Genomic DNA, 25,511 nt, shown 5'->3' on the forward strand with positions numbered 1-25,511 from the left:
GGCGCTCAGCGGCGGTAATAGCCGCGATCATCGCCGCGATAGTGGTCCGGGCCCCGGCCATGGTCGTGCCAGGCGTGATACTCGCGGCGGTCGTACCAGCGGCGGCCGTCCCAGTAGCGGTCGTTATGCCAGCCGATCACCATGGCGGGCGCCGGTGCAACGACGACTGGCGGTGCCGGGCGATAGACCACCGGCGGCGGGGGCGGCGGCGCCACATAGACGGGCTGGGGCTGCACATAGACCGGGGCTGGCGCCACGACGACCGGTGCCGGCGCAACGGGCACGCCGACATTCACATCGACATCGACGCGCGCCATGGCGGCAGTGGAAGTGGCCAGCGCGGCGGCGCCGGAAACGAGGAGGGAGAGATACAGGGGGCGCTTGTTCATCGTGATCACCAGTGGGTAAGGTGCTATGGCTCCACTCTACCCATCTGGCGTATTACCGATTGCACGCCTTTGTAACGGCACTTCGTGTTTGTGTAAGAAACGTCGGCGTTACTTCCTGAGGATGCCGGTGGCCGTCTCGACATCCGACCGCTGGCAGGCCGGGCACAGGCCATAGAGCACGAGCATGTGTTCGCGCAGCACAAAGTCGTTCTGCGCGGCTACCTGCTGTTGGCGCGCCTCGATGCCTTCGTCGCTGAATTCCTCCACCACGCCGCAGGCGATACAGATCAGGTGGTCGTGATGGCCGCCCTCGTTGAGTTCGAACACGGCATGGTCGGACTCGAAGCTGTGACGCAGCAGGATATTGGCTTGCACCAGCTGGTTGAGCACGCGGTAGACGGTGGACAGCCCCGCATCGACATCGAGGTCGAGCAGGATCCGGTAGACGTCTTCCGCGCTCAGGTGGCGGCGGTCGCTGTTGCGGAACGCTTCCAGCACGTGCATGCGCGGCGACGTGGCTTTCAGGCCCGCGCGCTTGAGAGGTACGGCTTCGGAGTTCACTGTGGAAATAGTCATGCGGCGGCTCGCGCCCCACTGGGACGCACGGTTAATACTCCAGGCGGTGGATCCACGGCGGAAAGCTGGGGCCGGCGCCCTTGGCCGGCCAACCTTCCGCCAGATCGTGGCGGAAGCAGGCGGGAAGCGTCGGATCGAACACGTTGCATCGCTCCGGACGGCGCGCTGTGCCTGCGTGGCGCGCGGAATAAAAAGGTGGCCTGGCTTGCTGCAGGATGACGCGATCGGGAAAACGGGGTCTGGATGTTTTCCCGATCTTCCTGGAGCTGGCTACTACCAAACGCTCCGTGTGTCGGAGCGGTCCCCACAAAAGACGGTATCGGGCGCCGTATCGATCCATCGCTACCACGCCCAGCAATCTGTTCCTGTCCGCCCCGGCGGTGCCGTGCGTTAGACAGTGGTTGGATAGTAAATGGGAATCGATCTCATTTCAAGGAATATTTTTGTCCATGAAGGTGAGTGGGGTTTGGGTGCCTGGGTCGGCTGGAATCACCCGCCGGGCGGCTGTACGGCCCTGAACGGCTGCCCGGGAATCTGCGGAATCTCCTGCGGGCTGGGCTGGGGCTCCGCCTGCGGTTGTAGCTGGGGTTGGACGTTTTGTTGCGGAGTCTGGGAAGGCTGCCGCGCCGGTGCGTTGGCAGACTGCGGCGGAGGCGACTGGACCGGGGCGGGCATCGGTGTCGCTAACGGGGCAGCCGCGCCAGACGGGGGCGACGCGGGGACATTCCCCGGGCGGCCCGCCGAGGCCGTGCCCGGCAGCGGCAGCGCGATTTCCTGCCGCACGCCATTGCGGTCGATGACGATATTGCGCCCATGGATCTCGGTCAGGCGGATCTCAGAGGACAGCGACGCCCCGGCGCGGACTGCCTTGGGCGGGCCGCCATCGAGCGAAATGATGGCGGCAGATCGGCCAGGGCCATCGAGATCGGCCACGACGCCAATCAGCTGGATGTCTCGCACGCCCGGCTGCGCGCTGCCGCCAAACAGCGTGGCGATGGCGCCGGTCTCCACGGCGTCGGTGCGGGCGATGCGCGCGGACTTGGGTACGGGAATGGTTCGCATCGCGCTGAACGTCAGCACCCAATGGGTGACCAGTGCGCAAAGTGCAACAAATAGCACCACCGAGGCGGCGCGCGGCAGCCATTGGGTGGCGGGATCACCGCTGAATCGACGCCGGATCGAAGAGGGCACGCGCGTACGCCAGAGGCGGCTTCCGTGAAGTTGACGAAGCGTAGCAGTCTCCCGCGGCGTCCAACGTGCCAGCGCGCACATACAAGGCCTGCGGGCACCGGGGCACCACAGACCTCACAGACCTTACAGACCTATCAGGCATCGGGTAATTCGACATGAAGACACGACCTCCATCCGACGCCGTCCGGCATCAAGTCGATGCACTGGACTGGCCGGCCATCCGCCATGACCTGGACGCCTACGGCTGTGCCGTGATTCGGGAACTGGTACCGCCGGCAAGGTGCGACGAACTGGCCGCGCTGTATCGGGACGATGCGCTGTTCCGCTCGCGTATCGACATGCGCCGGCATGGCTTCGGCAGCGGCGAGTACAAATATTTCTCCTATCCGCTGCCGGACGTCGTGGGCGCCTTTCGCGCCGCGCTGTATCCACATCTGGCAATCATCGCGAACCGGTGGAACGCGGCCATGGGCATCGACGTCGATTATCCCGCCGGGCACGGCGATTACCTGGCCCGATGCCACCGTGCCGGCCAGCGGCGCCCCACGCCGCTGCTGCTGCGCTACGAGGCCGGCGATTACAACTGTCTGCATCAGGACCTGTATGGCGACAACGTGTTTCCGTTGCAAGTGGCCATTTTGCTATCGGAGCCGGGCAGGGATTTCACTGGCGGCGAATTCGTGATGACCGAGCAGCGCCCGCGCATGCAGTCCCGCGCCGAGGTGGTGGCGCTGGGCAAGGGCGACGCCGTGGTGTTTGCCGTGCACCAGCGGCCGGTGCAAGGCACGCGGGGGACGTACCGGGTCACGCTGCGTCACGGCGTCAGCCGGCTGCGTAGCGGTCATCGGCAGACACTGGGAATCATTTTCCACGACGCCAACTGATATCAGCGCGGCGGGTCAGAGCAGGTCGATGGCGGCCAGCACCGATGACGCGAGGGCGAAGATCAGCCCTGCCAGCCCCATTCGCTCGTACACGATGCCGAACTTCTCGCGGCGCTTGGCGCCCGGGAACGACGCGCTGAGGCCGCTTTCCTCGATCAGCGACAACGCGACGGGCACGTGGCGGAACGCCTTGGCCTTGAACCGCTTGTAGTACTGCAGGACGAAATCGAGGTCGCTGTAGATGCGCCACTTTTCATCGTAGCGCAGGTCGCAGACGCGGAACGCCATGGCCTGGTGGCAGGCGTGGATCACGCCCGCCTTCAGCCGGTGCAGCGGCGCCGCCGGCTCCAGGCCGCGCGGGCTGATGTTGTCGCCGTAGATCAGCCAGGCGCCCCGGTGCTGGTGGGCGGCCTTCACGATGATGGACAGCGCGTCGGGCCTGGCAAAGCAGTCGCCGGAGTTCATGAACAGCACCCACTCGCCGGTGGCGCGCGAGAGGCCCTTGTTCATGGCCGCGTAGACGCCGTTGTCGGGTTCGCTGACGAATATGTCGATCTCGGCGGCGCGCGACTGCGCCAGTTCCACCGAGCCATCGGTGGAGCCGCCGTCGATGACGAGGTACTGGACCTGGAACGTGTCGGCGTGCTGCATGGCCACACTGTCCATCGTCCGGCCCAGCCCGGCGCGGTTGTTGTAGTTGACGGTGACGACCGAAATCTGGGTCATGGAGTGGCTCCCCGCCTCGGGCGGAGGCGATTGCGCGGGTTGGCGTACGTTTAGACGCTGGCGCCCCTTCCGCGCGGCTGCAACGCGGAAAATCCGGTAGCGTGGCGTGTAGATTTTCACGGAAACGCCTACGCCAACGTGGGGTAGCGCACACAGCGTGCGCGACGTGCGGGAACCTGCGCGTGCGGGGGCCTGCGGGTGATCGCTTCGCGCCAGGGCAGCGCCGCGTCAGCCCCTCACCCCCTCACCCCCTCACCCCATCAGCCCGTCACCGTGACGCGCGGATCGCCTTCGGCCATGGCGCCGATCACCGCGGCGTGCCCGAATCCTTCCTTGCGGAAGATGCCCAGCACCGCGTCGACGGCATCGGGCGCGCAAGAGACCAGCAATCCCCCGCTGGTCTGCGGGTCGGTCAGCAGCGCCTGCTGGACGTGCGACACGCCGGCATCGAGCGTGACGTCGTGGCCGTAGCTGGCCCAGTTGCGCCGCGAAGCCCCCGTGACCGCGCCCCCTTCGGCCAGCGCCGCCACGCCGGGCAGCAGGGGCACGCGGGCCATGTCGATGGTAGCGCCCAGCCCGCTGCCCCGGCAGACTTCCAGCAGGTGGCCGAGCAGGCCAAAGCCGGTCACGTCGGTGATCGCGTGCACCCCGTCGAGTTCGCCCAGCGCCTTGCCGGGCGTGTTGAGCTGCGTGGTGCTGGCGATCATCTGCCGATAGCCGTAGTCGTCCAGCGATTCCTTCCTGATGGCGGCCGAATAGACGCCCACCCCCAGCGGCTTGCCCAGCACCAGCACGTCACCGGCCCGCGCGTCGCGATTGCGGCGGACGCGGTCGGGATGCACCAGGCCCATGACTACCAGCCCATAGATCGGCTCGACCGAGTCGATCGAATGGCCGCCGGCAATCGGAATGCCGGCGGCCGCGCAGATCGATTGGCCGCCTTCCAGAACCTTGCCGATGGTCTCGGGCGACAGCTTGTCGACGGGCATGCCCACCAGCGCCAGCGCCATGATCGGCGTGCCGCCCATCGCGTAGACATCGGAAATGGCATTGGTGGCCGCAATGCGCCCGAAATCGTAGGGGTCGTCCACCACGGGCATGAAGAAGTCCGTGGTGGCCACCAGCGCCTGCGTATCGTTGAGCCGGTACACCGCCGCGTCGTCGCTGGTCTCGATGCCCACCAGCAGCCCCGGCGGCGCCGGAAATTGCCGCGTGTTGCGCAGGATGTCGCCGAGCACGCCCGGCGCGATCTTGCAGCCGCAGCCGCCGCCATGCGCCAGCGATGTCAGGCGGACTTCACCACCCCTGTGTTCGATCGATGCGGTCATCAGGCCACCCTCCGCGACGCGATGCGATAGCCGAATGCCGCCGGGTCCAGGCTGTCCAGCGTACCGGCCACGGTCTTCGCCTGCGGATACATCAGGAAGGGCACCGGCGCCAGGCCGCTGCCGGGCAGACGCACGTCATGGCCGTGGTTGTAGGCTACCCAGTTGCCTTCCCAGGCGCCGAACAGCAGCGCGCGGGCGGCCAGGACCTTGCTGTCCGTCATCGGCAGGCCGCCCGGCACCTCTTCGAGCGCCACCTTGCGGACATCGCCCGGATCGGCCGGAATCCAGCCATAGCCTGCGGCATAAAACTCGGCCCGGCAATGCTGGGCCCTGGAGATGTCGCCAGCCTTGCCGAGCGCGCGGAAGCCGCGCGGGGAATCGTCCACGCGGATACCGTACGCATCGCGCGCCGGAATGCCAGCCGCGCGCGCCAGTGCCACGAACAGGCCGTTGATGTCCGCGCACTTGCCATGCATGATGCCGCCGGTCTTGAGCATCGTCACCACGTCGCCGGTGCCGCAGCCGCGTACGCTGGCGTCGCGGCAGGTATGGTCCACCACCCACTGGTAGATGGCATGCGCGCGGCTCATGTCGTCGGTCAGGCCAGCGGTGATGGCCAGCGCGGTGTCGCGCACGATGCCGTCGGTGGGCATCAGTTGCGTGGGCCGGCGATACTCGGCCAGCGTGGCAGCGGAATCCGCCGCTTGCGCCGACCGCGCCGGATTGCGCGACGGTACCGCGCCAAGATCGACATCGCGGCCGCGCAGCGCCACGGTGCTGGTGAGCCGGGCCGACAGTGGTGCGCCGTGCGTGGCGGTGGGCCAGTCGATGACCAACATGTCCACGCCGTAGCGCCCGGTGCGCGCCGCCCGGGCCCGCGCGCCGGGCGCAATCCATTCGTTCGATACGGTGCGCTGATAGTCGCCAAGGTGCGGGGCGGCGACGGGCAGCCACACCGTGGCCGGCGCCGCGGCGGCCGGCAGGTGCACTTCGGTGGTCAGTTCGTAGACGCGCCAGCCGGCGGAGGCCGGATACGGGTCGGCGGGAGAGGAGGGGGCGGAGGAGGGGGCGCAGAAAGCCGGGCCGACGCCCGCGCCAATGGAAACCGGTACTGCGGCACCCAGCCGCAGGAATGCGCGTCTGTCCATGATGATTCCTCTGGATGAGAAGTTCGAGACTCGAAACATGCCCAACCGCTGCTTATGCATGGTAGGTCATGCGCGTGGCAACAGGGAAATCGGCGGCAAACCGAAGAGGAATGGCGGAAAGCAGCAGGAGTCGAACCTACCTGGGAACGGCTGGCGCCCCCAACCGGGTTTGAAGCCCGGCCGCATCACCGGATACGGATGCCTTCCCTTGCGGATCTATGACGGCGCTGGCCGGGCAGGCGTGGCCAGCGGGCGCCATTCACTATCGGGGCGCAGCATGCGCGCATTGCCCACGCGGCGAGTGTATCCCGCGCGATCAAAGAACTCCAGAACCTGGATCGTGCGCTTGCGGCCCAGCCCCACGGCATCGCGAAACGCAATCACCTCCACGTGGCCCTGCGCCGCGGCCATCGTGCCGAACAGCCGGGCCATGGTTTCGATGGCCGCTTCGGCATAGAACAGGTCGCGCACCACCTGATGCAGCGTGCCCTGGCGCGCCAGCTTGCGCAGCACCTGGCGCACCTGTTCCTCGGGCGCGCCCAGCGCCACCGCATGCTCGCGCACCCAGGGCGGGTCGAAGCCCCCCGCCGCCACGCGCGGCAGCAACTGCGCGGCCAGCGCCTGTTCGGCATCGGTGAAGGTGATGGCGTGGCCCGGCAGGCGCAGCCATCCGCCATGCCGTTCCACGGCATGCTGCTGCAGCAGCGTGTCGAGCAGGGCGGACCACAGCGCGTCGGGAATCGGCGCGCCCGCAAATGCCACCCGGCGCAGCGAACCGGCGCCCAGACCGGGCTCGTCGGGCATGCGCGCATGGAAGGCCGTCACCGTGTCCAGCACGCCGCTGCGCAGCGTATCGAGATAGCGCGACAGGATCAGCGTCTCGCCGATACGCAGCACGGCGGGCGGCATCGTCATGGCGCTGGCCGGCAGGCCTGTCAGGCGTACCAGCCGGGCCTCGGCCACGCCGTGCGGCGCATGGTCCAGCAACGGCAGGATGCCGGCGCCGCCGAGCATTTGCTCCACTGCCAGCAGCCAGGCAAGACGCCCGGGCGCACGACGATGCCGCTCGGGTGCGACGTTGTCGAGCACCACGCCGCCGCCCACGGTCTGCGTGGCCTGCGGATTGCGCAGGATGAAGTGGTCGCCGGCCACCGCGCAGACCGGCGCGGCGAATACAAGCTGGGCCAGCGCCGTGCCGCCTGGCTCCAGGGCTTCGCAGTCGAGCAGCACGGCATTGGCCATGCGATGCGCGGCGCCAAGATGGACGTGCAGCGGCGACCAGTGACCGATCCGCGAACCGGCGCCCGGATGCAGCGTGAGCCGGACGTCGATGCGCGTCACCGGCGCCATCAGGGCCGGATCGACGATCCAGTCGCCGCGATGGATGTCTGCCTTGTCGATGCCGGCCAGGTTCAGCGCGCAACGCTGGCCCGCCAGGCCGGCCTCCGCCGGCCGGTTCTGGGCGTGGATGCTGCGCACGCGGGCGGGCAGGCCCGACGGCGCCACCTGCATCACGTCGCCCACCGCCACCCGGCCGCCGAACACGGTGCCGGTGACGACCGTGCCATGACCGCCCAGCGTGAACACGCGATCCACCGCCAGGCGGAACAGCCCGTCGGCGCCATGGGCCGGCGTATGCTGCGCGGTGTCCTGCAGCCATGTGCGCAGCGCCGCGACGCCGGGATCGGCATCGTCGGTGGCATTGAGCGGGAACACGTCGGCGCCGGCATAGGGGGTGCCGGCCAGCAGCGCCTCGATCTCGCCGCGCACGCTGGCCAGCTGCGTGGCATCGGCCCGGTCGGCCTTGGTCAGTGCCACCACGGCGCGCGGCACGCCCAGTCGCTCGACGATGGCCAGGTGCTCGCGCGTCTGCGGCATGACGCCATCATCGGCGGCCACCACCAGCAGGGCCAGGTCGATGCCGCTGGCCCCGGCGGCCATCGTATGAATCAGGCGTTCGTGGCCGGGCACGTCGATATAGCCGAGCACGTCGCCATCCGGCAGCGGCGTGTAGGCATAGCCAAGCTCGATCGAGATGCCGCGCGCCTTCTCTTCCTTGAGCCGATCGGTATCGACGCCGGTCAGCGCGCGCACCAGCGTGGTCTTGCCGTGATCGATATGTCCGGCCGTGCCGACGATCATGAACGCAGCGCCTCCGCCAGCAGGGGCCACTGCGCCGCGAACGCGGCTTCGTCCCCAGCTTCCAGGCAGCGCAGGTCCAGCCATAGCGCGTCTTCGCTGACGCGGCCGATCACCGGGCGCGGCAGCGCGCGCAGCGCGGCTTCCAGCTGCTGCAGACGCCGGCCGGTACGCTTGCCGGCGTCGCGCGGGCAACTGACCAGCCCGAAGCTGGCCAGTTGCCCGCCGGGCATCGCTCCGCTGCCGATCTGGCTGACCATGGGAACGGCCGCGACCTGCCAGCCATCGCCCAACGGCGCCTGGACCACGGGCCGCAGGCGCTCGGCCATGGCCGCCATCTCGCCGGACGGCCGCGCCAGCAGGCGCAGCGTGGGCAGCGACTGCACCAGCGTGTCCGGATCGCGATACAGCCGCAGCACCGGCTCCAGCGCGGCGAGCGTGAGCTTGCCCACGCGCAGCGCGCGCTTGAGCGGGTTCTTCTTGATCTTCGCGATCAGGTCGGCTCGTCCGACGATCAGGCCGGCCTGGGGGCCGCCCAGCAGCTTGTCGCCGCTAAAGGTGACCAGGTCCGCGCCTGCGGCGATGGTCTCGCGCACCGTGGTCTCGCGCGGCAGGCCCCACTGGGAGAGGTCGGTCAGCGTGCCGCTGCCCAGATCCACCACCACGGGCAGGCCCAGCGGCTGGGCAATGCGCGCCACGTCGGCCACCTCCACGCTGCGCGTGAAGCCCGTGATCTCGTAGTTGCTGCAATGCACCTTCATCAGCAGCGCGGTACGTGCGCCAATGGCGTTGGCGTAGTCGTGCGGATGCGTGCGGTTGGTCGTGCCGATCTCCACCAGCTTGACGCCGGCGCGCTGCATGACATCGGGAATGCGGAAGGCGCCGCCGATTTCCACCAGTTCGCCGCGCGATACCACCACCTCCCGCCGCTGCGCCAGCGTGTTGAGCATCAGCAGCACGGCCGCCGCGTTGTTGTTGACCACCGTGGCGGCCTGCGCGCCGGTCAGTTCGCACAGCAGGTCGGCGACCAGATCGTCGCGGTCGCCACGGCCGCCGGTGTCCAGGTCGAATTCGAGATTGGCCGGCGTGGTCATGGCGCGGACGACCGCCTGCACGGCGCCGTCGGGCAGCAGTGCCCGGCCCAGGTTGGTATGCAGCACGGTGCCCGTCAGGTTGAACACGGCGCGCATGCGCGGCTCGGCGTCGCGTGCCAGTTGCGCGGCCAGGGCCGCGCACAGCGCGTCGTCGCCGATGGCCTGGCGCGCGAGCTGCCCGGCCACGGCCTGGGCGCGCAGCGCGTCGAGCAGGCGGCGCAGGGCGCTGGTGGCCGGTGCCCGGCCGTAGCGGTCCAGCAACGGCTGCAGGCCCGGCAGCCGCAGCACGCGGTCGACCGATGGGATGTCTGCGGGGCGGGCGGGCATCGACACGGTGTCGTTCATCCGCGCGCCTCCGGCATCGCCACGCCGCCGTCACCGTCTTCGTCATCGGCCAGCCATAGCAGCGGGTTGCCGTTGGCGCGGCCGAAGCCCGCTTCGCCCATCATCACGTCGAGCGCCAGAGAGGCCAGGTCGTCGGCCAGCGGCTCGACCATCGGGTCCTTCTCCATGTAGGCGATCTTGCGGTAGTGATGGCATTGCCCGCAGGTCTCGGCCTTGAGCGCGTCGCCCTGGCCTTCGACGGCGTAGTAGCTGATGCCCTCGGTGGTTTCGCAATGGCTGCACTTGACGCGCACCATGTGCCATTCGGTGGCGCACAGGCCGCAGTGCAGATAGCGCAGCCCCTGGTAGCGCCCGCCGATGCGCACGATGCTGGCCACCGGCGGCGTGCCGCAGACCGGGCAGACCGTGTGGACGTCCAGCATCGGCAGGTCCTGCTCGCGCAGTTGGCTGGCCAGCACGGTGCGGTCCAGTTGCAGGGCCGCCATCAGCAGCGGCGCGGTGGCGGTGTCGATGGGGCTGTCGGCCGCATGGCGCAGCCCCAGCAGCCCCTGCACGGCGTTGGCCAGCGCATCGGCCGGCATCGCACGCAGGGTTGCCAGCGGGGCCGCGAGTTCAGGGCAGGTGGTGGCCAGCCGGTCGAACAGCGCGGCGGCCGCATGGGGCGCGCCGGCGTCCTGCGCGGGCAGCAGCGGCATGCAGTGCTCGCCAGCACGGTCGATGGCTGCGGGGGTGAGGGCCGCGAAACCGGGAGACCCGGCGAGCGACTGCGCCACCACATGCTGCGCGTCGGCCACGGCGGCCATCAGCAGCAGGTAGGGGCCGATCGGGTTGCCGGGCGCCAGCTGGCGCAGCCGCTGGGCCCGCGCGGCAAACACCTCCGCGCGATCGGGCAGCCGCACACGCGCGATGGCGATGTGGTCGATCGATTCGATTTCCGCCGGCTCCAGAATGCGCTGCACCATCCGTCGTCATCCTCTGGCAGTCCGGCGTGTCTGGCGTATCGGCTTCCCGCCACCGGCCCGCTATTTGTCGCCCGGCCGGAAGGTCTCCCGGAACCAGGTGCGATGATGTTTCCACGCCCAGCCGGGCGTGACCGTTCCGCGCGTCATGGCCTGCACGGAACCCTTGACCCATACGGCTGCATAGATGTGGACAATGATGCCGCAAATCAGCGCGAAGGCGCAAACGGCATGCACGACCGACGCCACCCGCAGGGCCCAGATCGGGAAGAACGCCGAGAAGTAGGTGCGCCAGATGACGATGCCGCTCAGCAGCAACAGCACCAGGCAGCCCACCATCAGGAAGAACAGCAGCTTCTGGCCGGCGTTGTAGCGGCCCACGTCGGGCAGGTTTTCCTCGTGGTTGGTCAGGACGTCGCGTCCGTGGCGCAGCCATTCGCGGTCGCTCCATGTCAGCAGGTTGTGGTGCCAGAACTTCACGGCCAGGATCAGGAAGGCCAGGAACATCACCACGCCCAGGAACGGGTGCAGGATGCGCGTCCAGGTGCCACCGCCGAACAGCGCGCTCATCCAGAACATCGACGGATGGAACAATGCCAGTCCGGACAGCGCCAGCAGCACGAACGTGAGCGCGACGATCCAGTGGTTGGTGCGTTCGCCCGCGGTGTAGCGGCGGATGGTTGCCTCGCGGCGCTTATCGATTCTCATCGCGGACCTCCTCGGGGGGCACCACTTCATCGGGCGTGCCGCGCGGCCGGGGGTTGTCGCGGCCCCAGCGCACGATCTCGTCCTCGGCCGCCGCTTCATCCTCGGGGCCGGTCTCGTTCGGGCCCACGCGGATGTAGTGGAAGAAGCCGGCCAGCGCCGCGATGGCCATGCCGGCCACCGCCAGCGGCTTGGCCAGGCCCTTCCACAGGCTCACCAGCGGGCTGATATGCGGATCGTCGGGCAGGCCGTGGTACAGGCTCGGCTGGTCGGCATGGTGCAGTACGTACATCACGTGGGTGCCCGACACGCCGGCCGGGTTGTACAGGCCGGCCTTCTCGAAGCCGCGCGACTTCAGGTCGACGATGCGTTCCTCGGCATGCTGGATCATGTCGGTCTTGGTGCCGAACACGATGGCGCCGGTCGGGCAGGTCTTCACGCAGGCCGGCTCCTGGCCCACGGCCACGCGGTCGGAGCACAGCGTGCACTTGTAGGCCTTGTGGTCCTGCTTGGAGATGCGCGGGATGTTGAACGGGCAGCCCGTGATGCAATAGCCGCAGCCAATGCAGTTTTCCTCGTGGAAGTCGACGATGCCGTTCGCGTACTGCACGATGGCGCCCGGCGCCGGGCAGGCCTTCAGGCAGCCCGGGTCCTCGCAGTGCATGCAGCCGTCCTTGCGGATCAGCCATTCGAGATTGCCGTTCGGGTTCTCGTACTCGGCAAACCGCATAAGCGTCCACGTATGCTCGTCCAGGTCGGCCGGATTGTCATAGACGCCCACGTTGGTGCCCACATCGCCGCGCAGGTCGTTCCACTCCATGCACGCCGCCTGGCAGGCCTTGCAGCCGATGCACTTGGTGGTGTCGATCAGCTTGGCCACGCTGCCCGTCACGGGCTCGCGCACGCTGGGCGACGGCGTGGTGGTGGCCGACCGGCGCACGATATCCAGGGACTGTAGTGCCATGTCGGTCTCCTATGCCCGTTCGACCTTGACCATGAACGACTTGAACTCGGGCGTCTGGGTGTTGCCGTCGCCGACGAACGGCGTCAGCGTGTTGGCCAGGAAGCCCGGCTTGGTCAGCCCGGTAAAGCCCCAGTGCAGCGGTATGCCAACCATGTGCACGGTCTTGCCATCGATCCTGAACGGCTTGATGCGCTTGGTCACCAGCGCCACGGCGCGGATGTAGCCGCGCATCGACGTCACCTTGACGCGGTCGCCGGCCTTGACGCCCACCTGTTTGGCCAGTTCCTCGCCAATTTCCACGAACTGTTCGGGCTGCAGGATGGCGTTGATGCGCGCGTGCTTGGTCCAGTAGTGGAAGTGCTCGGTCAGGCGATACGTGGTGGCGATGACCGGATAGGCATCGGGCTTGCCGAACTGCGCCCAGTCGTCCTTGAACACGCGCGCCGCCGGGTTGCTGATGACCTTGGAGTCCTTGCCATTGAGCGGGTTGTAGCCAAGCGGGTTCTCGAACGGCTCGTAGTGCTCGGGGAACGGCCCCTCCACCATGGTCTGCCGCGCAAAGAACCGCGCCACGCCTTCGGCCTGCATGATGAACGGGCCCATGCCGTTGGCCGGGTCTTCGTCGAGCTTGAAGTCGGGCGTGTCGAAACCGGTCCAGCTCTTGCCGTTCCACGCGATCAGCTTGCGCGCCGGATTGAACGGCTTGCCGCTCACGTCGCACGACGCGCGGTTGTACAGCACGCGGCGGTTGGCCGGCCAGGCCCACGACCAGTTCAGGTTCTGGCCGATGCCGGTGGGGTCGCTGTTGTCGCGCTTGGCCATCTGGTTGCCGGCCTGCGTCCACGACCCGCAGTAGATCCAGCAGCCGCTCATGGTGCTGCCGTCGGCCTGCAGCTCGCCAAAGCTGTTGAGCTGCTCGCCGGCCTTGCGCACCACCTTGGTCGGGTCCTTCGGGTCCACCAGGTCGGTCAGGGCCCTGCCCGAATACTCCTTGGCCAGTTCCTCGGGCGAAGGCGAGTGCGGCACCGCATAGGGCCACCAGAGGTTGACGATCGGATCGGGATACTTGCCGCCTTCCTTCTGGTACATGGCGCGGATGCGCAGCCACAGCGCCGCCATGATCTCGATGTCGCTGCGCGCCTCGCCCGGCGGATCGGCGCCCTGCCAGTGCCATTGCAGCCAGCGCGACGAATTGACCAGCGCGCCGTTTTCCTCGGCAAAGCAGGTGGTGGGCAGGCGGAACACCTCGGTCTGGATCGACTTCGAATCGACGTTGTTCGATTCGCCGTAATTTCGCCAGAATTCGCTGGTCTCGGTGGCCAGCGGGTCCATCACCACCATGAACTTGAGCTGGCTCAGGCCCTTGAGCAGCTTGGCCTTGTTGGGCGCCGCCGCCAGCGGGTTGAAGCCCTGCAGGATGTAGCCGTTGATGCGCCCGGCGTTCATCATCTCGAACACCTGCAGCATGTCGTATGGCTTGTCGAGCTTGGGCAGGTAGTCGAATGCCCAGTTGTTGTCCCTGGTGGCCGCCGGCCCCCACCAGGCCTTCATCAGGCTCACGTGGAACTTGCCGTAGTTCTGCCAGTAGCTGAGCTGGTTGGGCCGCAGCGGCTTGAACGAGCGGGCCTCGATGTACTTGCCGTAGTCCGTCTCGGAGTCTGACGGCAGCGTCAGGTACCCGGGCAGCAGGTTGGTCATCAGGCCCAGGTCGGTCAGGCCCTGGATGTTCGAGTGCCCGCGCAGCGCGTTCATGCCGCCGCCGGCAATGCCGATATTGCCCAGCAGCAGCTGCACCATGGCGCCGGTGCGGATCATCTGCGAGCCGATCGAGTGCTGCGTCCAGCCCAGCGCGTACATGATCGTCATGGCGCGGTCGGGCGTGGCCGTCGAGGCCATCATCTCGCAGACCTTCAGGAACCTGTCCTGCGGCGTGCCGCAGACGCGTTCCACCATCTCCGGCGTATAGCGCGCGTAGTGGGCCTTCAGCAACTGGTAGACGCAACGCGGGTGGGCCAGCGTGGGGTCGGTCTTCACGAACCCGTCGTCGCCCATTTCCCAGTCCCAGGTTTCCTTGAGGTAGTGGCGCTTCTCGGCGTCGTAGCCCGAGAAGATGCCGTCCTTGAACTGGTAATCCTCGCGGACGATGAACGACATGTCCGTGTAGTTCTTCACGTACTCGTGCTGGATCTTGTCGTTTTCCAGCAGCCAGCGGATCACGCCGCCCAGGAACACGATGTCGGTGCCGGTGCGGATCTGCACGTAGTAGTCCGCCACCGACGCCGACCGCGTGAAGCGCGGGTCCACCACGATCAGCCGCGCCTTGTTGTGCGCCTTGGCCTCGGTGACCCACTTGAATCCGCACGGGTGTGCCTCGGCGGCATTGCCGCCCATGATCAGGATGACGTCCGCGTTCTTGATGTCGACCCAATGGTTCGTCATCGCGCCACGGCCAAACGTCGGGGCAAGACCTGCCACCGTCGGGCCGTGTCAGACACGAGCCTGGTTGTCGAATCCCAGCATGCCAAGACTGCGGATAGTCTTGTGCGTGATGTAACCCACCTCGTTGCTGCTGGCGGACGCCGCCAGCATCGCGGTACTGAGCCAGCGGTTGACCGTGGCGCCCTGCTCGTTCTTCTCGATGAAGTTGGCGTCGCGGTCCTGCTTCATCAGCTTGGCGATGCGGTCCAGCGCGTCGTCCCACGTCATGCGCTGCCACTTGTCAGAGCCCGGCGCGCGGTACTCGGGGTATTGCAGGCGGTTGGGACTATGGATGAAGTCGATCAGGCCGGCCCCCTTGGGGCACAGCGTGCCGCGGTTCACCGGGTGATCGGGGTCGCCTTCGATATGGATGATGCTGGCCTTCGCGTTCTTGGCATTGTCGCCAAGGCTGTACATCAGCAGCCCACACGCCACCGAGCAATAGGGACATGTATTGCGGGTCTCGGTGGTGCGCGCCAGCTTGTAGGCCCGCACCTCCGCCAGCGCCACGTCGGGCGCGAACCCGATCAGCGCCAGGCTTGACCCCGCCAGCGACGCTCCCGTGAACTTCAGGAACTGTCGGCGGTTCATCGTAACCATGGGTACACCTCCTGGGACCGGACCGCCGTCCGGTCATGGACGTTCTGCGAGGACAAGACGAGTATAGGCAATAGTGGCGTTTTCGCTATGTGCGGTGCGGGATTGTGACGGGAAGGGCTATCTTCCGCGTCACATATGGCTTTACGCGTGGGCGCTACGGGGGCCATGGCCCACGGCCGTTCGAAATCGGCTCATGCAGCGCGCACTGCATCAAAAATGTAACAACTATGTATGCCAAATATTACAAATTCGTCACCTGTCAATGCCCCTGATGTGGGTTATGCGGCGCAAGTCGAGTCGGACACACTCCACGCCGCCTGGTAATGCGGTTGCATAAAGCCTGCGTGTGATGTATTAGGCGCGCCAGTCGGTCCGGGGCAGCCCAGGCCGGAAGAACCTGGCACGTGGCGCGTCGAAATCAACCAAAGAAAGAGACAACAGGGATGAAATCGAGACTTCTTTTGACGGGTCTGGCCGCTGTCGTGCTGACGGCGTGCGGGGGTGGAGGGGATGGCGGCAACGGCGGCAACGGCGGCACAGCGACGCCTGCGGCCACCACGACCAAAATCAGTGGTACGGCAGCGACCGGTGCCGCCATGGCCAACGTGACGGTAACCGCCAAGTGCGCATCCGGCGGCGGCAGCGCGGTGACCGCTTCCGACGGCACGTTCACGATCAATATCGACAATGCCACCCGCCCCTGCGTGCTGAGCGCGACGGCGGCGGACGGCACGGTCCTTCATTCGGTCGTGGAAGCGGGTTCGGGAACCAGCGTCACGGCAAATGTCTCGCCGTTCACGGAATTGCTGACTGCTGCGCTCGCTCAGGGCAGTACCGACAAGTTTTTCAGCCAGTTCGATGCCGCCGCCCAGGCGCGCCTGACGGCGTCCAGCCTGTCGACGGCGACCGATACGGTGCGCCTGACGCTGACTGGCGTGGTTGACCTGGCTGGCGTGGACCCGCTCAAGGGGGCCTTGGTTGCCGCCAACAACGGCAAGCCTGGCAACGCCATGGACCAGTTGCTCGACCAATTGCGTGATCGGCTTGCCACGTCCCGGGCAACGGTGGCGGACCTGGCGACCGCCATCGGCAGCAATGCGGGCTCCGAGGCCATCGGCACGATCCTGAAGACCGCTTCGGCAACATGCGCCGGGCTGCGGACCGGCGACTACGTGTTGCTGGCCCCAGGGGGTACGGTCGGTGCATTGTCGATCGATGCCAAGGCGCTGACGCTGACGCCCAAAGCCATGACAAACGTGCCGGCAAACGTCGTGGCCCCGCTGGCGACGGTTGCTTCGCTGGCAATGTCGCCGGCTTCCGGCGAAGCATGCCGCTTCGATGTCGATAACAACGCCTTCAGCATGCTGGTGTCGTCGGCGGGCATTGCCCTGGCGATGCCGAGCGCAGGGACGGTCTCCGCGCCCAATGGTGCGCCGGCCGTGATCGTCCCAGTTCAGCAGTTGTCCCTGGCAGAACTTGCAGGCAACTGGAACGCCTTCGCAATGGTTGGTGCGGGTGGCGCCAGCTTTACGACAGCGCGTGCGACCTTCACGCTGGATGCCAATGGCAAGATGACGGCCGGTTCGACCTGCAACGACGACAATGCGTGCGCGGCCTGGACTGGCAATGAACTGTCTACCGTTACGAAACAGCCGGGAGGCTACTTCCTGATTACCGATGTGACGGGCACCAGCGTAGGCGTGGCATTCAAGGGGACTGACGGCCAGGTGACGGCGGTAATCAGCCAGCAGACCGGGCTGATGATCGCCACCAAGCAGGTTTCACGCGACCTGCCGGTAGTGGGTGCGACCAATGCCTACTGGGACTATGTCACCTTCGGCGACATGTCGAGCCAGTTCACGAAGGCATCGACCCGCATCACCTCGGTCGACACCGTGAATGGCACGTACACCCGTACCCGTATCGAAGACAATCGTCTGGACATGTGGCGGCAGAACTATCCGCTGACCGGCTTGCGCTATCGCGCTCGCAGCGTGGGTGCCGACGAGGCGGTCCAGCTGACGCTGGGCAACACCGGCATCGGTGTGAATCTTGGTCTGCACGTGACGAAACCGTATTTCGACATCTCCGTGAACCGGCCGAAGTGATGGCCTGACAACGGCCTGACGGCCCAATGCCTGAAACGAAAAAACCCGCTTTCGCAGCGGGTTTTTTCTTTCTTCAGCTGCGGTCGGACACCCCCCCATCAAAAATCCACCTTCTGCCCCGGTTCCGGCACGATCACCGCCGTGGCGGCCGATGTACCGAGCGCCGTCTTCAGTTCGGCGGGCGTGCCGCGCAGCATCGGGCTGGTGCCGTAGTGCATGGGGATCGCGTACCTGGGCCGGATGAAGTCGCGCAGCGCGATGGCGGCGTCCTGCGGGCCCATCGTGAAGTGGCCGCCGATCGGGATCAGCACCAGGTCGGGCTTGTAGCGGTCGGCCACCATCATCATGTCGCCGTAGAGCCCCGTATCGCCCATGTGCCAGATCTTGAAGCCGTTCTCCATCTCGATGATGTAGCCCACGGGCTCGCCGCCGTAATGGGTTTCGTCCTTGCCGGTGGCGGGATTCTTCCAGACCAGTTCCGACGAATGCTCGGCGTGCACGGCCGTGATTTTCGGACCGTTGTCGCCCAGCGGTGCGATGGTGCCGCTCTTGCCGAAGCGCATGGCCTGGGTGGCCGGCAATTGTCCCAGCGTAACCAGCTGCTGGCTCAGGCCGCCGGCATTCCACAGCGGTGCGTTGGTGAGCTTTGCCAGCGCGACGGCATCGCCCAGGTGGTCGCCATGCGCGTGCGTGACCAGGATCAGGTCGACCTTGCCCAGCGCGGTCAACTGCTTGTATTCGGCGGGCGTCTTCGGATTGCCGGTCAGCCATGGGTCGACGACGATGACCTTGCCGCCCGGCGTTGTGATGCGCATGGCCGACTGGCCCAGCCACAGGACTTCGGTCTTGCCCGCGGCCACTGGCGCCGTGGCCGTGGCCGCGGCGGCCGGCTGTGCCGGCACGGGTGGAGGCGAAACACTGGTGGCGCAGGCGCCGAGCAGCCCGATGGCGCCAGCCAGCAGCAGGCGTGGCGCACAGGATGGCAGGCGCGAAAGCCCCGGAAGGCGGCGTGTGATCATGGTCGTCCCTGGTTGAATTTGTCTCGACATTGCCAAAACCGCACCGCTTCAGGGGGGGATTCGCGCAGGCACTGAGGCGTTGCGAGGTGGAGTATTTGCATGCGCCGATGCGCTGTCAACCGGCGTTTCCCAGCAGGGCCGGGCCGGACGCCGCAGGAAGTTGTAACGCCAAATTCAAGAAACGGCGATCCGTGCGCGCGGGCAGGCCGTCCGGCGGGCAGCGATGTCTCCCTGCGCTTACATCTGCTCACGACGGCGTAACCCACTGTAATCATCGGGCGTCCATCATGCATTCCGTAGAGAGGGCCAAGGTTGGCCCGACTGAAGGAGTGAAAGATGCGCAAGTCGATTCGTTACACCGGTATCGCTGTCCTGAGTGCCGCCATGCTGGTCGCCGGGACCGCCTCGGCCCACGACCGCTATCACCGTGGCGGTGGCGGATCTTCGGCAGGTGCCGCCATTGCGGTGGCGGCCGTGGCAGGCCTGGCGCTGGGCGCGCTGGTGGCCAGCAGCCAGCCGGTCTACGCCGCGCCGGCGCCGGTCTACGCGCCGCCGCAGCCGGTGGCCTATGCCGCGCCGGCCGTGCCGCCGGGCTACTGCTATAGCAACTACCAGGGTGGCTACGTGCCGTGCGGCCGTCCGGCGCCGGTGCAGTACGCCCCGCCGCAGCAGTACTACGGCTATTGAGGCAGGCAGTACAGGCAAAACCGTCGCCGTGGGCCGGATCGACGCCGGCCCTCGTCGGCCGGCGCTGCCCGAGGGGTATCTGAAGCGGCAGGACTGCGGCCTCAGGTCGAACCTTTGGCGGGGGCAGGGGCAGCCGATGGCGCGGGCGCATGCTCGACGTCGATGCCCCAGTCGCCGTGTTCGTACCAGTCGGCGCCCAGCAGTTCCATCGGATGCTGCGTCCGGCTCGACCCGTTGCCGCAGCCCATGGCATCGACCGCGCAGTACTTGTCGCAGCCCCAGCAGATGCGCTCGGGATGTTTCGGATGAATCGGAAATTTCTTGGCCATGGCGAATAGGCGGACGTGCGGGGTAATGGCGCACGCCGACGCCATCCGATCGTAGTCCGTTCATCACGAGAATTTGGCGATATGGCTATTCGCTTTGCGCTGCATCAAACGCAGATCCACGACGTGGAATCAGCCCACGGCCGCCTCTCTGAAGTAAGCAGCCCATGCACAGCCGCCGTCCCGGGCAATGCTTACAACCGTGAGTAGCCGCTGCCATCCGGCGGTGCCTTGCCTGACTGCAGGATGACGAAATGTCTGTCGTCGTGCGCACCCGGACACTGGAACGGCGTTTGCGTGACAGGCGGGGGAGTCCCCTTGTGCTTCCGCCCGGGCTGGGGGGGTGACTAACGGTTCGATGGAGGAAACCATGCGGAAGACGACAACGACGGCAGCAGCACTGGCCCTGGTGATGATGATGCTCGGCGGCTGTACGGCAGCTGGCAGTGGTACGGGCTCCGGCTCGGTGGCAGGCTCCGGCGCCGTGACCCCGACCGATTCGGGCTCGCGCAGCGGCCATTACGGCGGCGGCTATGGCTCGGCCCCCAGCGGCAGCTCGAGCGGCAGCACCAGCGGCAGCGGCGCCACTTCGGGCAGCTCTTCGCGCTGAGCCCGAACCGGTTGGCGCACAGGCAGTAAAGGGCGGGCCCGCGTGGCCCGCTTTTGCATGGCTTCCGCCCTGGGCCGCCGCCCTGGGCCGCGAGATCTCTAGCGCCGGCGCATTACAAGATATAGCCCCGCCGCCGCGATGGCCATGCCGGGCCAGGCCATCGGCGCCAGCGATTCGCCAAGCAGGACGAACGCGATGACCGCCGTGGCCGGGGGCACCAGGAAGAACAGCGCCGACACGCGCGACGCCTCGCCATGCCGGATCATCGCCAGCAGCAGCGAGATCGCCACCAGCGAGTTGCCGACGACCAGGTACGCCAGCGACCCGAACAGGCCTGGCGTCCATTGCACGTGCATCGGTTCCAGCCACCAGGCCAGCGGGGCGGTGACCAGCAACGCCACGGTGTACTGCACGGTGTTGGCCAGTACCGGATGCACAGGCGCGCCGAAGCGTTTTTCCCATAGCGTGCCGCTGGTCATTGCCAGCAGCGCCAGCAGCGCGAAAGTGAGGCCCAGCGGCGACGTCATCTGCACCGGGGACCTGGCCGTGATGACCATCACGGCACCGGCCACCCCGAGCGCCAGCCCCGCCCACCGCACGCGGTCCACGCGCTCGCCGGCGATGGCTGGCGCCAGCAGCCCGATCAGGATCGGCTGTTGCGACGTGACCAGCGCCACCGCGCCCGCCGACATGCCGAGCTTGAGGCTTAGATAGGTGCACGCAAAATAGCCGGCCTGGATCAGCAGGCCAATCATCGCCAGATGCAGCCAGGGCGCCAGGCCGCGCGGCATCGGTGGGCGCAGCCACAGGCAGGGGCCGATCAGCAGCGCCACCACGCAGGCGTAGCGCAGCGCTAGGAATGTCAGCGGATCGGCATACTGCAGGCCCAGCTTCAGAAAGACGAAGCCGCAGGACCACAGCAGCAGGAACAGGGCGGGCGCGACGCGCAGCCAGAGCGGGGTGGCCGGCGCCTGCAACGTGCGTTCTGGCATGGACGAGGGGCCCGGACGGCGGCCATGGCGGGGATCAGGCGCAACGATAACATCGGACGCCTGCTGCATTGCCGCACTGCCGGGGATGCGCCCGCGCGCCACGGCCGCGTATGCGCCATGTCGCCGCAATGATGGTCGAGGCGGGTGTCGTCAGGTGCCCATCATCGGCGAGGGTCGTGTGCTAGATTAGGCGCCGGCTCCCGGCATGGGGAGTAACCGGTGTGGCGGGATTCCCATGGACTCACTGATCACGGCGGCGGCGCGCGCGCTGGCGGCCGGCGACCCGCTTGGCGCGCTGAACCGCATCGCCCTGCGCGATGACGCCTCCGCGCTGGCCCTGCGCGGCATTGCCATGTCGCAGCTGGGCGATTTCACGCGTGCCCGCGCGCTGTTGCGCGGCGCGGCGCGCGCCTTTGGCCCCCGGGAACATATCGCGCGGGCCCGCTGCACCGTGGCCGAAGCCGAGATCGCGCTGGTCTCGCGCGACCTTGGCTGGCCCGCCAGGGCGCTGGATACTGCCTGGCGCGTGCTCGACACCCATGGCGACACGCTCAACGCCGCGCATGCGCGCTACCTGATCGCGCGGCATCACCTGCTTACCGGCCAGCTCGACGATGCCGAGCAGACCATCGCCACGATCGATCCCGCACCGTTGCCGCCCGCCCTGCGCGCAGCGCACGAACTGGTGGCGGCCGGCATCGCCATGCGTCGCGTGTCGTTCACGCCTGCGCGCGATGCCTTGCAGCGTGCCGGCATCGCGGCGCGGCAGGCCGGCATTCCCGCGCTGATGGCGGAAGTCGATGGCGCCCTGGACACGCTGCGCGCGCCGGTGGCACGTCTGCTGGCGCGGGGCACGGAACAGCCATTGCGGCTCGATGCGGTGGAAGCCTGGTTTGCGTCCGGTGCCCTGATCGTCGATGCCTGCCGCATGGCCGTGCGGCAGCGCTGCGCCGTCGTGCCGCTGGCGCGGCGGCCGGTGCTGTTTGCGCTGGCCCGCGCGCTGGCGCAGGCGTGGCCCGGCGACGTGCCGCGCGACGCGCTGATCGCCACGGCCTTCCGCATGCGACACCCCGACGACACGCACCGCGCACGCCTGCGCGTGGAAATCGGACGGCTGCGCAAGGCCCTGGGCGAACTGGCGCGCATTCACGCGACGCCGCAAGGGTTTGCGCTGCTACCGCCTGCGGGGGTCGAGATCGTGGTGATGACGCATCCTGTCGAGCAAGCCCACGCGGCGGTGCTGGCGTGTCTGGCCGATGGCGAATCGTGGTCGAGTTCGGCACTGGCGCTGGCACTGGGCACCAGCCAGCGCACGGTGCAGCGGGCGCTCGACGTGCTGGCCGGGGCGGGCAAGGTCCAGCCTGTGGGCGGCGGCCGCACGCGCCGCTGGATGACGCCGCCGATGGCCGGATTCGCGACGGCCTTGTTACTCCCGCCGCCGCTGCCCGGCGCGTAGCATGGTTTCCAGATCCACCACGCAGGCGCGCAGCCATGCGCCGCTTGCAAACGTCCAAAGGAAATCATCATGAAGCGTATTGCCGCAGAGATTGTCCAGGAGTACGGTCCCTTCCCGGGTGTCGATCATGTCCACGGCCTGACGTACGACGGCAAGCAGGTCTGGTTCGCCGTGGGCGACCGGCTGCTGGCGCTCGACCCCGCCACCGGCAAGGCCGGGCACGCGATCAGCGTGCCCGCGCATGCCGGCACGGCGTTCGATGGCCGGTATCTGTTCCAGATTGCCGAGCGCCGCATCCAGAAGATCGATCCGCAGACCGGGGCGGTGGTGGCAACGATTCCGGCGCCGGGAAACGGCAATGACTCGGGGCTGGCCTGGGCCGAAGGGTCGCTCTGGGTGGGCCAGTATCGTGACCGCAAGATCCACGAGATCGATCCCGGCACCGGCGCGATTCGCCGCACCATCGAATCGAGCCGCTTTGTTACCGGCGTGACGTGGGTCGATGGCCAGCTCTGGCACGGCACGTGGGAGAACGACCAGAGCGAACTGCGCCATGTGGATCCGCAATCTGGCAAGGTGCTCGAAGCGGTGGAGATGCCGGCCGGCATGGCCGTGTCGGGTCTGGAGTCGGATGGCGGTGACCGCTTCTATTGCGGTGGCGGCGACAGCGGCAAGGTGCGCGCGGTGAAGCGGCCGAGGTAAGCACCTAACCCCCAACGCCTCTCCCGCCCTGCGGGAGGGGATAGCCAGTCGGGATCGGTGCCGGGGGCGTCAGACCTGAATGAAGTCGTGCGGCGACGGCGCGGCGCTTTTGGGCGTCTCGCCAATCATTTCCAGCACCGTGGATTCGATCATGTAGGACATCGCGGTCAGGGCCAGGTCGTTGGGTTCCTCGCCGAACGGTTCCTCGATCTCTGCGCTCAAGGCTTCGAGCGCGAAGAACGTATAGGCGATGAAGCAGACGATGACCGGCGTCATCAGGCCGATCGAGTCGAGCAGCCCGAACGGCAGCAGCACGCAATAGAGATAGATGCAGCGGTGGATGATGACCGAGTACGTGAACGGAATCGGCGTGCCGGCCAGCCGTTCGCAGCCGCCCAGCGCGGTGCTGAGCTGGTTCAGCGACATCTCCATCGGCTGGGCCAGCGCCGGCGCCAGCTGGCCCGCGCGGAGCCGCTCGCCAACCCATTCGCCAGCCATCAGCAGCACGATTGCCGGCTTGAACTTCGCCGCCTTCAGCCGCGCGGCATCGGCCTCGTCGAGGAACGGGGCCACGTCCGGCCAGGCGTCGGTGCCGCGCAACTGGTGGCGCAAGGCGTGCACGAAGGCGCAGAGCCGGTACGCCAGCCGCCGCGCGTCGTGCTGGTCGGCCACCAGCGTCAGCGCCTGGCGGGTCAGCGAGCGCGATTCGTTGAGCACGCTGCCCCATAGCGTGCGGCCTTCCCAGAAGCGCGCGTAGCTGGTGCTGTTGCGAAAGCCCAGGAAGATGGCCAGCGTCAGGCCGATCAGCGAGAACGGCACGAAATTCAGCGACACTTTCCATTCGCCGATCCGCCCGTGAAAGAACGTGATGACCGCGGCGAACAACGTGATAGTGACGAGCTGCGGGGCAATCCTGGGCAGGACCGACCCCCGCAGCACGAACAGCATCCTGAACCAGTGAAGCGGCGGGCGGGTAATCATCGGCGTGCGGACATCGGGGCAAAGGTGCCATGTTCGCACGCCGGCGCGCCGGCCGACAGAGGGGTGTGGCGTTCAGCGATCGCTGCGGATCGGCCCGAATTCCACGGGTACCCAGGTATAGCCGACCTGATCGCGCCGCACATGCCCCAGCCCCGGGAACGGCAGGTGCGCGCCCCCCACCCACAGCTTGTCCTTTGCCGCATCGGCCAGCACGCGCTGGCGCGTCAGCACGGCCTGGTGGCTGTCCACGTCGAACTCGATGGCGATGTTCGGGCGGCGGAACTGCGTGGCGTGGCTGTGGACGATATCGCCCCACAGCAGCAGGTTTTCCTTGCCCGCTGCGAACAGATAGCCGGTATGGCCCGGCGTGTGGCCGCGCGTGGGCACGGCCCGCACGCCGGGGATCGGTTCCTCGCCGGCGATGGCGTTGAAGGTGCGGAAATGGTTGGCGGCCTGGTACGGCGCCACGGCATCGCGCGCCATGCCGAACAACGGCCGGGCGCCTTCGGGGGCGCTGACCGCCGCCGATTCGCTGAGCCAGTAGTCGGCATCGGCCTTGTCGGCGTAGACCGTGGCGTTCGGGAACACGGGCTTGCCGTCGGCCGTCAGGCCGCAGGCGTGGTCGCCATGCAGGTGGGTCAGCAGCACCGTGTCCACCTGTTCCGGGGTGTAGCCGGACGCACGCAGGTTCTGCACGATGCCGCCCAGCGTCGGGCCGAAGCAGGCGGCCGCGCCGGTATCCACCAGCACCAGGTGCGTGCCGGTGTTGACCAGATAGGCATTGACGGCCGTCTGCATGCCGGGTGTCGATGCCACGAACATGCGCGCCAGCAGGCTCTGTACCTCGCGCGCGCTGGTGTACTTCAGCACCTTGGGGTCCAGATCGATATAGCCGTCGTAGAGCGCGGTGACTTCAAGCTGTCCCACCATCATGCGGTAGTAGCCCGGCACCTGCGTCTTCTGCTGGGCGGGCGGGGCGGCATGGGCGTCGCTGGCCGCCAGCGGCAGCGCCGTGGCCATCACGGCGGCCACGGCGGTGGCGGTAGCGGCAGCCGACAGGCGGGACAGCAGCGAAGACAGCGGGGAAGGGGACATGCGGGCGCG

The 25,511-nt window shown here is 67.6% G+C and carries 23 protein-coding genes and 1 tRNA gene; 6 read left to right on the forward strand and 18 right to left on the reverse strand.

The genetic code is table 11. The annotated features are described in order from the left end of the window. Window positions 1-5 precede the first annotated feature (5 nt). The 3 genes from AC3FJ6_RS25170 to AC3FJ6_RS25180 form a co-directional block, all read right to left on the reverse strand. Window positions 6-389, reverse strand: coding sequence for a hypothetical protein (locus tag AC3FJ6_RS25170; RefSeq protein ID WP_488774197.1), 384 nt, complete (start codon window positions 387-389; stop codon window positions 6-8). A 108-nt stretch (window positions 390-497) separates the two neighbouring features. Next, a complete protein-coding gene (fur, locus tag AC3FJ6_RS25175; protein WP_488774198.1) occupies window positions 498-965 on the reverse strand; it encodes a ferric iron uptake transcriptional regulator in 468 nt (155 codons plus the stop codon). Window positions 966-1,454: 489 nt separating this feature from the next. Beyond that, on the reverse strand, window positions 1,455-2,156 hold the full coding sequence (locus AC3FJ6_RS25180) for a type II secretion system protein N (RefSeq protein WP_488774199.1): 702 nt from the start codon (window positions 2,154-2,156) through the stop codon (window positions 1,455-1,457). A gap of 155 nt (window positions 2,157-2,311) precedes the next feature. Here AC3FJ6_RS25180 and AC3FJ6_RS25185 point away from each other — a divergent pair, with 155 nt between their 5' ends. Further along, entirely contained in the window at window positions 2,312-3,040 is a 729-nt protein-coding gene (locus AC3FJ6_RS25185; protein WP_488774200.1) for a 2OG-Fe(II) oxygenase, read from the forward strand. Between the two features lie 15 nt (window positions 3,041-3,055). Here the strand turns inward: AC3FJ6_RS25185 and AC3FJ6_RS25190 are convergent, their stop codons facing one another. The 10 genes from AC3FJ6_RS25190 to fdnG all read right to left on the reverse strand — a co-directional run bounded on the left by AC3FJ6_RS25190 (window position 3,056) and on the right by fdnG (window position 15,526). After that, the gene (locus AC3FJ6_RS25190; protein ID WP_488774201.1) at window positions 3,056-3,766 is read right to left on the reverse strand and encodes a glycosyltransferase family 2 protein; all 711 of its coding nucleotides are present in this window, start codon (window positions 3,764-3,766) and stop codon (window positions 3,056-3,058) included. Between the two features lie 260 nt (window positions 3,767-4,026). Beyond that, a complete protein-coding gene (selD, locus tag AC3FJ6_RS25195; RefSeq protein WP_488774202.1) occupies window positions 4,027-5,094 on the reverse strand; it encodes a selenide, water dikinase SelD in 1,068 nt (355 codons plus the stop codon). Continuing rightward, a complete protein-coding gene (locus tag AC3FJ6_RS25200) occupies window positions 5,094-6,242 on the reverse strand; it encodes a transglutaminase-like domain-containing protein (RefSeq protein ID WP_488774203.1) in 1,149 nt (382 codons plus the stop codon). The genes selD and AC3FJ6_RS25200 overlap by 1 nt, the downstream gene beginning before the upstream one ends. A 111-nt stretch (window positions 6,243-6,353) precedes the next feature. After that, window positions 6,354-6,449: transfer RNA gene (locus AC3FJ6_RS25205), tRNA-Sec, on the reverse strand. Between the two features lie 9 nt (window positions 6,450-6,458). Continuing rightward, window positions 6,459-8,384, reverse strand: coding sequence for a selenocysteine-specific translation elongation factor (selB, locus tag AC3FJ6_RS25210; RefSeq protein ID WP_488774204.1), 1,926 nt, complete (start codon window positions 8,382-8,384; stop codon window positions 6,459-6,461). Next, window positions 8,381-9,820 carry an L-seryl-tRNA(Sec) selenium transferase gene (gene selA, locus AC3FJ6_RS25215; protein ID WP_488774205.1) on the reverse strand — a complete coding sequence of 480 codons (1,440 nt, stop codon included), beginning with the start codon at window positions 9,818-9,820 and terminating at the stop codon, window positions 8,381-8,383. Before selA ends, selB begins: the two co-directional genes overlap by 4 nt. Beyond that, a complete protein-coding gene (fdhE, locus tag AC3FJ6_RS25220) occupies window positions 9,817-10,782 on the reverse strand; it encodes a formate dehydrogenase accessory protein FdhE (RefSeq protein ID WP_488774206.1) in 966 nt (321 codons plus the stop codon). Before fdhE ends, selA begins: the two co-directional genes overlap by 4 nt. A 60-nt stretch (window positions 10,783-10,842) precedes the next feature. Next, window positions 10,843-11,487, reverse strand: a complete 645-nt coding sequence (locus AC3FJ6_RS25225; protein WP_400393667.1) for a formate dehydrogenase subunit gamma — start codon at window positions 11,485-11,487, stop codon at window positions 10,843-10,845. Continuing rightward, window positions 11,474-12,448: a formate dehydrogenase subunit beta gene (gene fdxH / locus AC3FJ6_RS25230; RefSeq protein ID WP_488774207.1), complete on the reverse strand. Its 975-nt coding sequence runs from the start codon at window positions 12,446-12,448 to the stop codon at window positions 11,474-11,476. Before fdxH ends, AC3FJ6_RS25225 begins: the two co-directional genes overlap by 14 nt. A 9-nt stretch (window positions 12,449-12,457) precedes the next feature. Further along, window positions 12,458-15,526 carry a formate dehydrogenase-N subunit alpha gene (fdnG, locus tag AC3FJ6_RS25235; RefSeq protein ID WP_488774208.1) on the reverse strand — a complete coding sequence of 1,023 codons (3,069 nt, stop codon included), beginning with the start codon at window positions 15,524-15,526 and terminating at the stop codon, window positions 12,458-12,460. Window positions 15,527-15,930: 404 nt separating this feature from the next. On the opposite strand from fdnG, the gene AC3FJ6_RS25240 reads away from it, so the two are divergent. Next, window positions 15,931-17,634 (forward strand): hypothetical protein, encoded by a 1,704-nt coding sequence (locus tag AC3FJ6_RS25240; protein ID WP_488774209.1) that lies wholly within the window; start codon window positions 15,931-15,933, stop codon window positions 17,632-17,634. A 98-nt stretch (window positions 17,635-17,732) separates the two neighbouring features. Here the strand turns inward: AC3FJ6_RS25240 and AC3FJ6_RS25245 are convergent, their stop codons facing one another. Next, a complete protein-coding gene (locus AC3FJ6_RS25245; RefSeq protein ID WP_488774210.1) occupies window positions 17,733-18,653 on the reverse strand; it encodes a metal-dependent hydrolase in 921 nt (306 codons plus the stop codon). A 336-nt stretch (window positions 18,654-18,989) separates the two neighbouring features. Between AC3FJ6_RS25245 and AC3FJ6_RS25250 the strand changes: the two genes are divergently transcribed. Then, complete coding sequence (locus AC3FJ6_RS25250) at window positions 18,990-19,340, forward strand: mechanosensitive ion channel protein MscS (protein ID WP_400397142.1); 351 nt, start codon at window positions 18,990-18,992, stop codon at window positions 19,338-19,340. 101 nt (window positions 19,341-19,441) lie between these two features. On the opposite strand, the gene AC3FJ6_RS25255 is transcribed toward AC3FJ6_RS25250, so the two are convergent. Further along, complete coding sequence (locus AC3FJ6_RS25255; RefSeq protein WP_488774211.1) at window positions 19,442-19,669, reverse strand: DUF3079 domain-containing protein; 228 nt, start codon at window positions 19,667-19,669, stop codon at window positions 19,442-19,444. Between the two features lie 367 nt (window positions 19,670-20,036). On the opposite strand from AC3FJ6_RS25255, the gene AC3FJ6_RS25260 reads away from it, so the two are divergent. Next, the gene (locus AC3FJ6_RS25260) at window positions 20,037-20,276 is read left to right on the forward strand and encodes a hypothetical protein (RefSeq protein ID WP_488774212.1); all 240 of its coding nucleotides are present in this window, start codon (window positions 20,037-20,039) and stop codon (window positions 20,274-20,276) included. A gap of 98 nt (window positions 20,277-20,374) precedes the next feature. On the opposite strand, the gene AC3FJ6_RS25265 is transcribed toward AC3FJ6_RS25260, so the two are convergent. Then, window positions 20,375-21,268 (reverse strand): DMT family transporter, encoded by an 894-nt coding sequence (locus AC3FJ6_RS25265; RefSeq protein WP_488774213.1) that lies wholly within the window; start codon window positions 21,266-21,268, stop codon window positions 20,375-20,377. 235 nt (window positions 21,269-21,503) lie between these two features. Between AC3FJ6_RS25265 and AC3FJ6_RS25270 the strand changes: the two genes are divergently transcribed. Together AC3FJ6_RS25270 and AC3FJ6_RS25275 are read left to right on the forward strand one after the other, a co-directional pair. Further along, window positions 21,504-22,724, forward strand: coding sequence for a helix-turn-helix domain-containing protein (locus AC3FJ6_RS25270; protein ID WP_488774214.1), 1,221 nt, complete (start codon window positions 21,504-21,506; stop codon window positions 22,722-22,724). A gap of 69 nt (window positions 22,725-22,793) precedes the next feature. Continuing rightward, window positions 22,794-23,426, forward strand: coding sequence for a Vgb family protein (locus AC3FJ6_RS25275; RefSeq protein WP_488774215.1), 633 nt, complete (start codon window positions 22,794-22,796; stop codon window positions 23,424-23,426). A 69-nt stretch (window positions 23,427-23,495) separates the two neighbouring features. Here AC3FJ6_RS25275 and AC3FJ6_RS25280 read toward each other — a convergent pair whose 3' ends face one another. Both AC3FJ6_RS25280 and AC3FJ6_RS25285 read right to left on the reverse strand, forming a co-directional pair. Then, a complete protein-coding gene (locus AC3FJ6_RS25280) occupies window positions 23,496-24,407 on the reverse strand; it encodes a bestrophin family protein (RefSeq protein ID WP_488774230.1) in 912 nt (303 codons plus the stop codon). A 72-nt stretch (window positions 24,408-24,479) separates the two neighbouring features. After that, window positions 24,480-25,427, reverse strand: a complete 948-nt coding sequence (locus AC3FJ6_RS25285; RefSeq protein ID WP_488774231.1) for an MBL fold metallo-hydrolase — start codon at window positions 25,425-25,427, stop codon at window positions 24,480-24,482. Window positions 25,428-25,511 lie beyond the last annotated feature (84 nt).

The organism is Cupriavidus sp. 94F1 (assembly GCF_057798875.1).

Coding starts and splice junctions, on each gene's coding strand:
- AC3FJ6_RS25170 (WP_488774197.1), bottom strand. CDS start 389: ATGAACAAGCGCCCCCTGTATCTCTCCCTCCTCGTTTCCGGCGCCGCC.
- fur (WP_488774198.1), bottom strand. CDS start 965: ATGACTATTTCCACAGTGAACTCCGAAGCCGTACCTCTCAAGCGCGCG.
- AC3FJ6_RS25185 (WP_488774200.1), top strand. CDS start 2,312: ATGAAGACACGACCTCCATCCGACGCCGTCCGGCATCAAGTCGATGCA.
- AC3FJ6_RS25190 (WP_488774201.1), bottom strand. CDS start 3,766: ATGACCCAGATTTCGGTCGTCACCGTCAACTACAACAACCGCGCCGGG.
- selD (WP_488774202.1), bottom strand. CDS start 5,094: ATGACCGCATCGATCGAACACAGGGGTGGTGAAGTCCGCCTGACATCG.
- AC3FJ6_RS25200 (WP_488774203.1), bottom strand. CDS start 6,242: ATGGACAGACGCGCATTCCTGCGGCTGGGTGCCGCAGTACCGGTTTCC.
- selB (WP_488774204.1), bottom strand. CDS start 8,384: ATGATCGTCGGCACGGCCGGACATATCGATCACGGCAAGACCACGCTG.
- selA (WP_488774205.1), bottom strand. CDS start 9,820: ATGAACGACACCGTGTCGATGCCCGCCCGCCCCGCAGACATCCCATCG.
- fdhE (WP_488774206.1), bottom strand. CDS start 10,782: ATGGTGCAGCGCATTCTGGAGCCGGCGGAAATCGAATCGATCGACCAC.
- AC3FJ6_RS25225 (WP_400393667.1), bottom strand. CDS start 11,487: ATGAGAATCGATAAGCGCCGCGAGGCAACCATCCGCCGCTACACCGCG.
- fdxH (WP_488774207.1), bottom strand. CDS start 12,448: ATGGCACTACAGTCCCTGGATATCGTGCGCCGGTCGGCCACCACCACG.
- AC3FJ6_RS25245 (WP_488774210.1), bottom strand. CDS start 18,653: ATGATCACACGCCGCCTTCCGGGGCTTTCGCGCCTGCCATCCTGTGCG.
- AC3FJ6_RS25250 (WP_400397142.1), top strand. CDS start 18,990: ATGCGCAAGTCGATTCGTTACACCGGTATCGCTGTCCTGAGTGCCGCC.
- AC3FJ6_RS25255 (WP_488774211.1), bottom strand. CDS start 19,669: ATGGCCAAGAAATTTCCGATTCATCCGAAACATCCCGAGCGCATCTGC.
- AC3FJ6_RS25260 (WP_488774212.1), top strand. CDS start 20,037: ATGCGGAAGACGACAACGACGGCAGCAGCACTGGCCCTGGTGATGATG.
- AC3FJ6_RS25265 (WP_488774213.1), bottom strand. CDS start 21,268: ATGCCAGAACGCACGTTGCAGGCGCCGGCCACCCCGCTCTGGCTGCGC.
- AC3FJ6_RS25270 (WP_488774214.1), top strand. CDS start 21,504: ATGGACTCACTGATCACGGCGGCGGCGCGCGCGCTGGCGGCCGGCGAC.
- AC3FJ6_RS25275 (WP_488774215.1), top strand. CDS start 22,794: ATGAAGCGTATTGCCGCAGAGATTGTCCAGGAGTACGGTCCCTTCCCG.
- AC3FJ6_RS25280 (WP_488774230.1), bottom strand. CDS start 24,407: ATGATTACCCGCCCGCCGCTTCACTGGTTCAGGATGCTGTTCGTGCTG.
- AC3FJ6_RS25285 (WP_488774231.1), bottom strand. CDS start 25,427: ATGGCCACGGCGCTGCCGCTGGCGGCCAGCGACGCCCATGCCGCCCCG.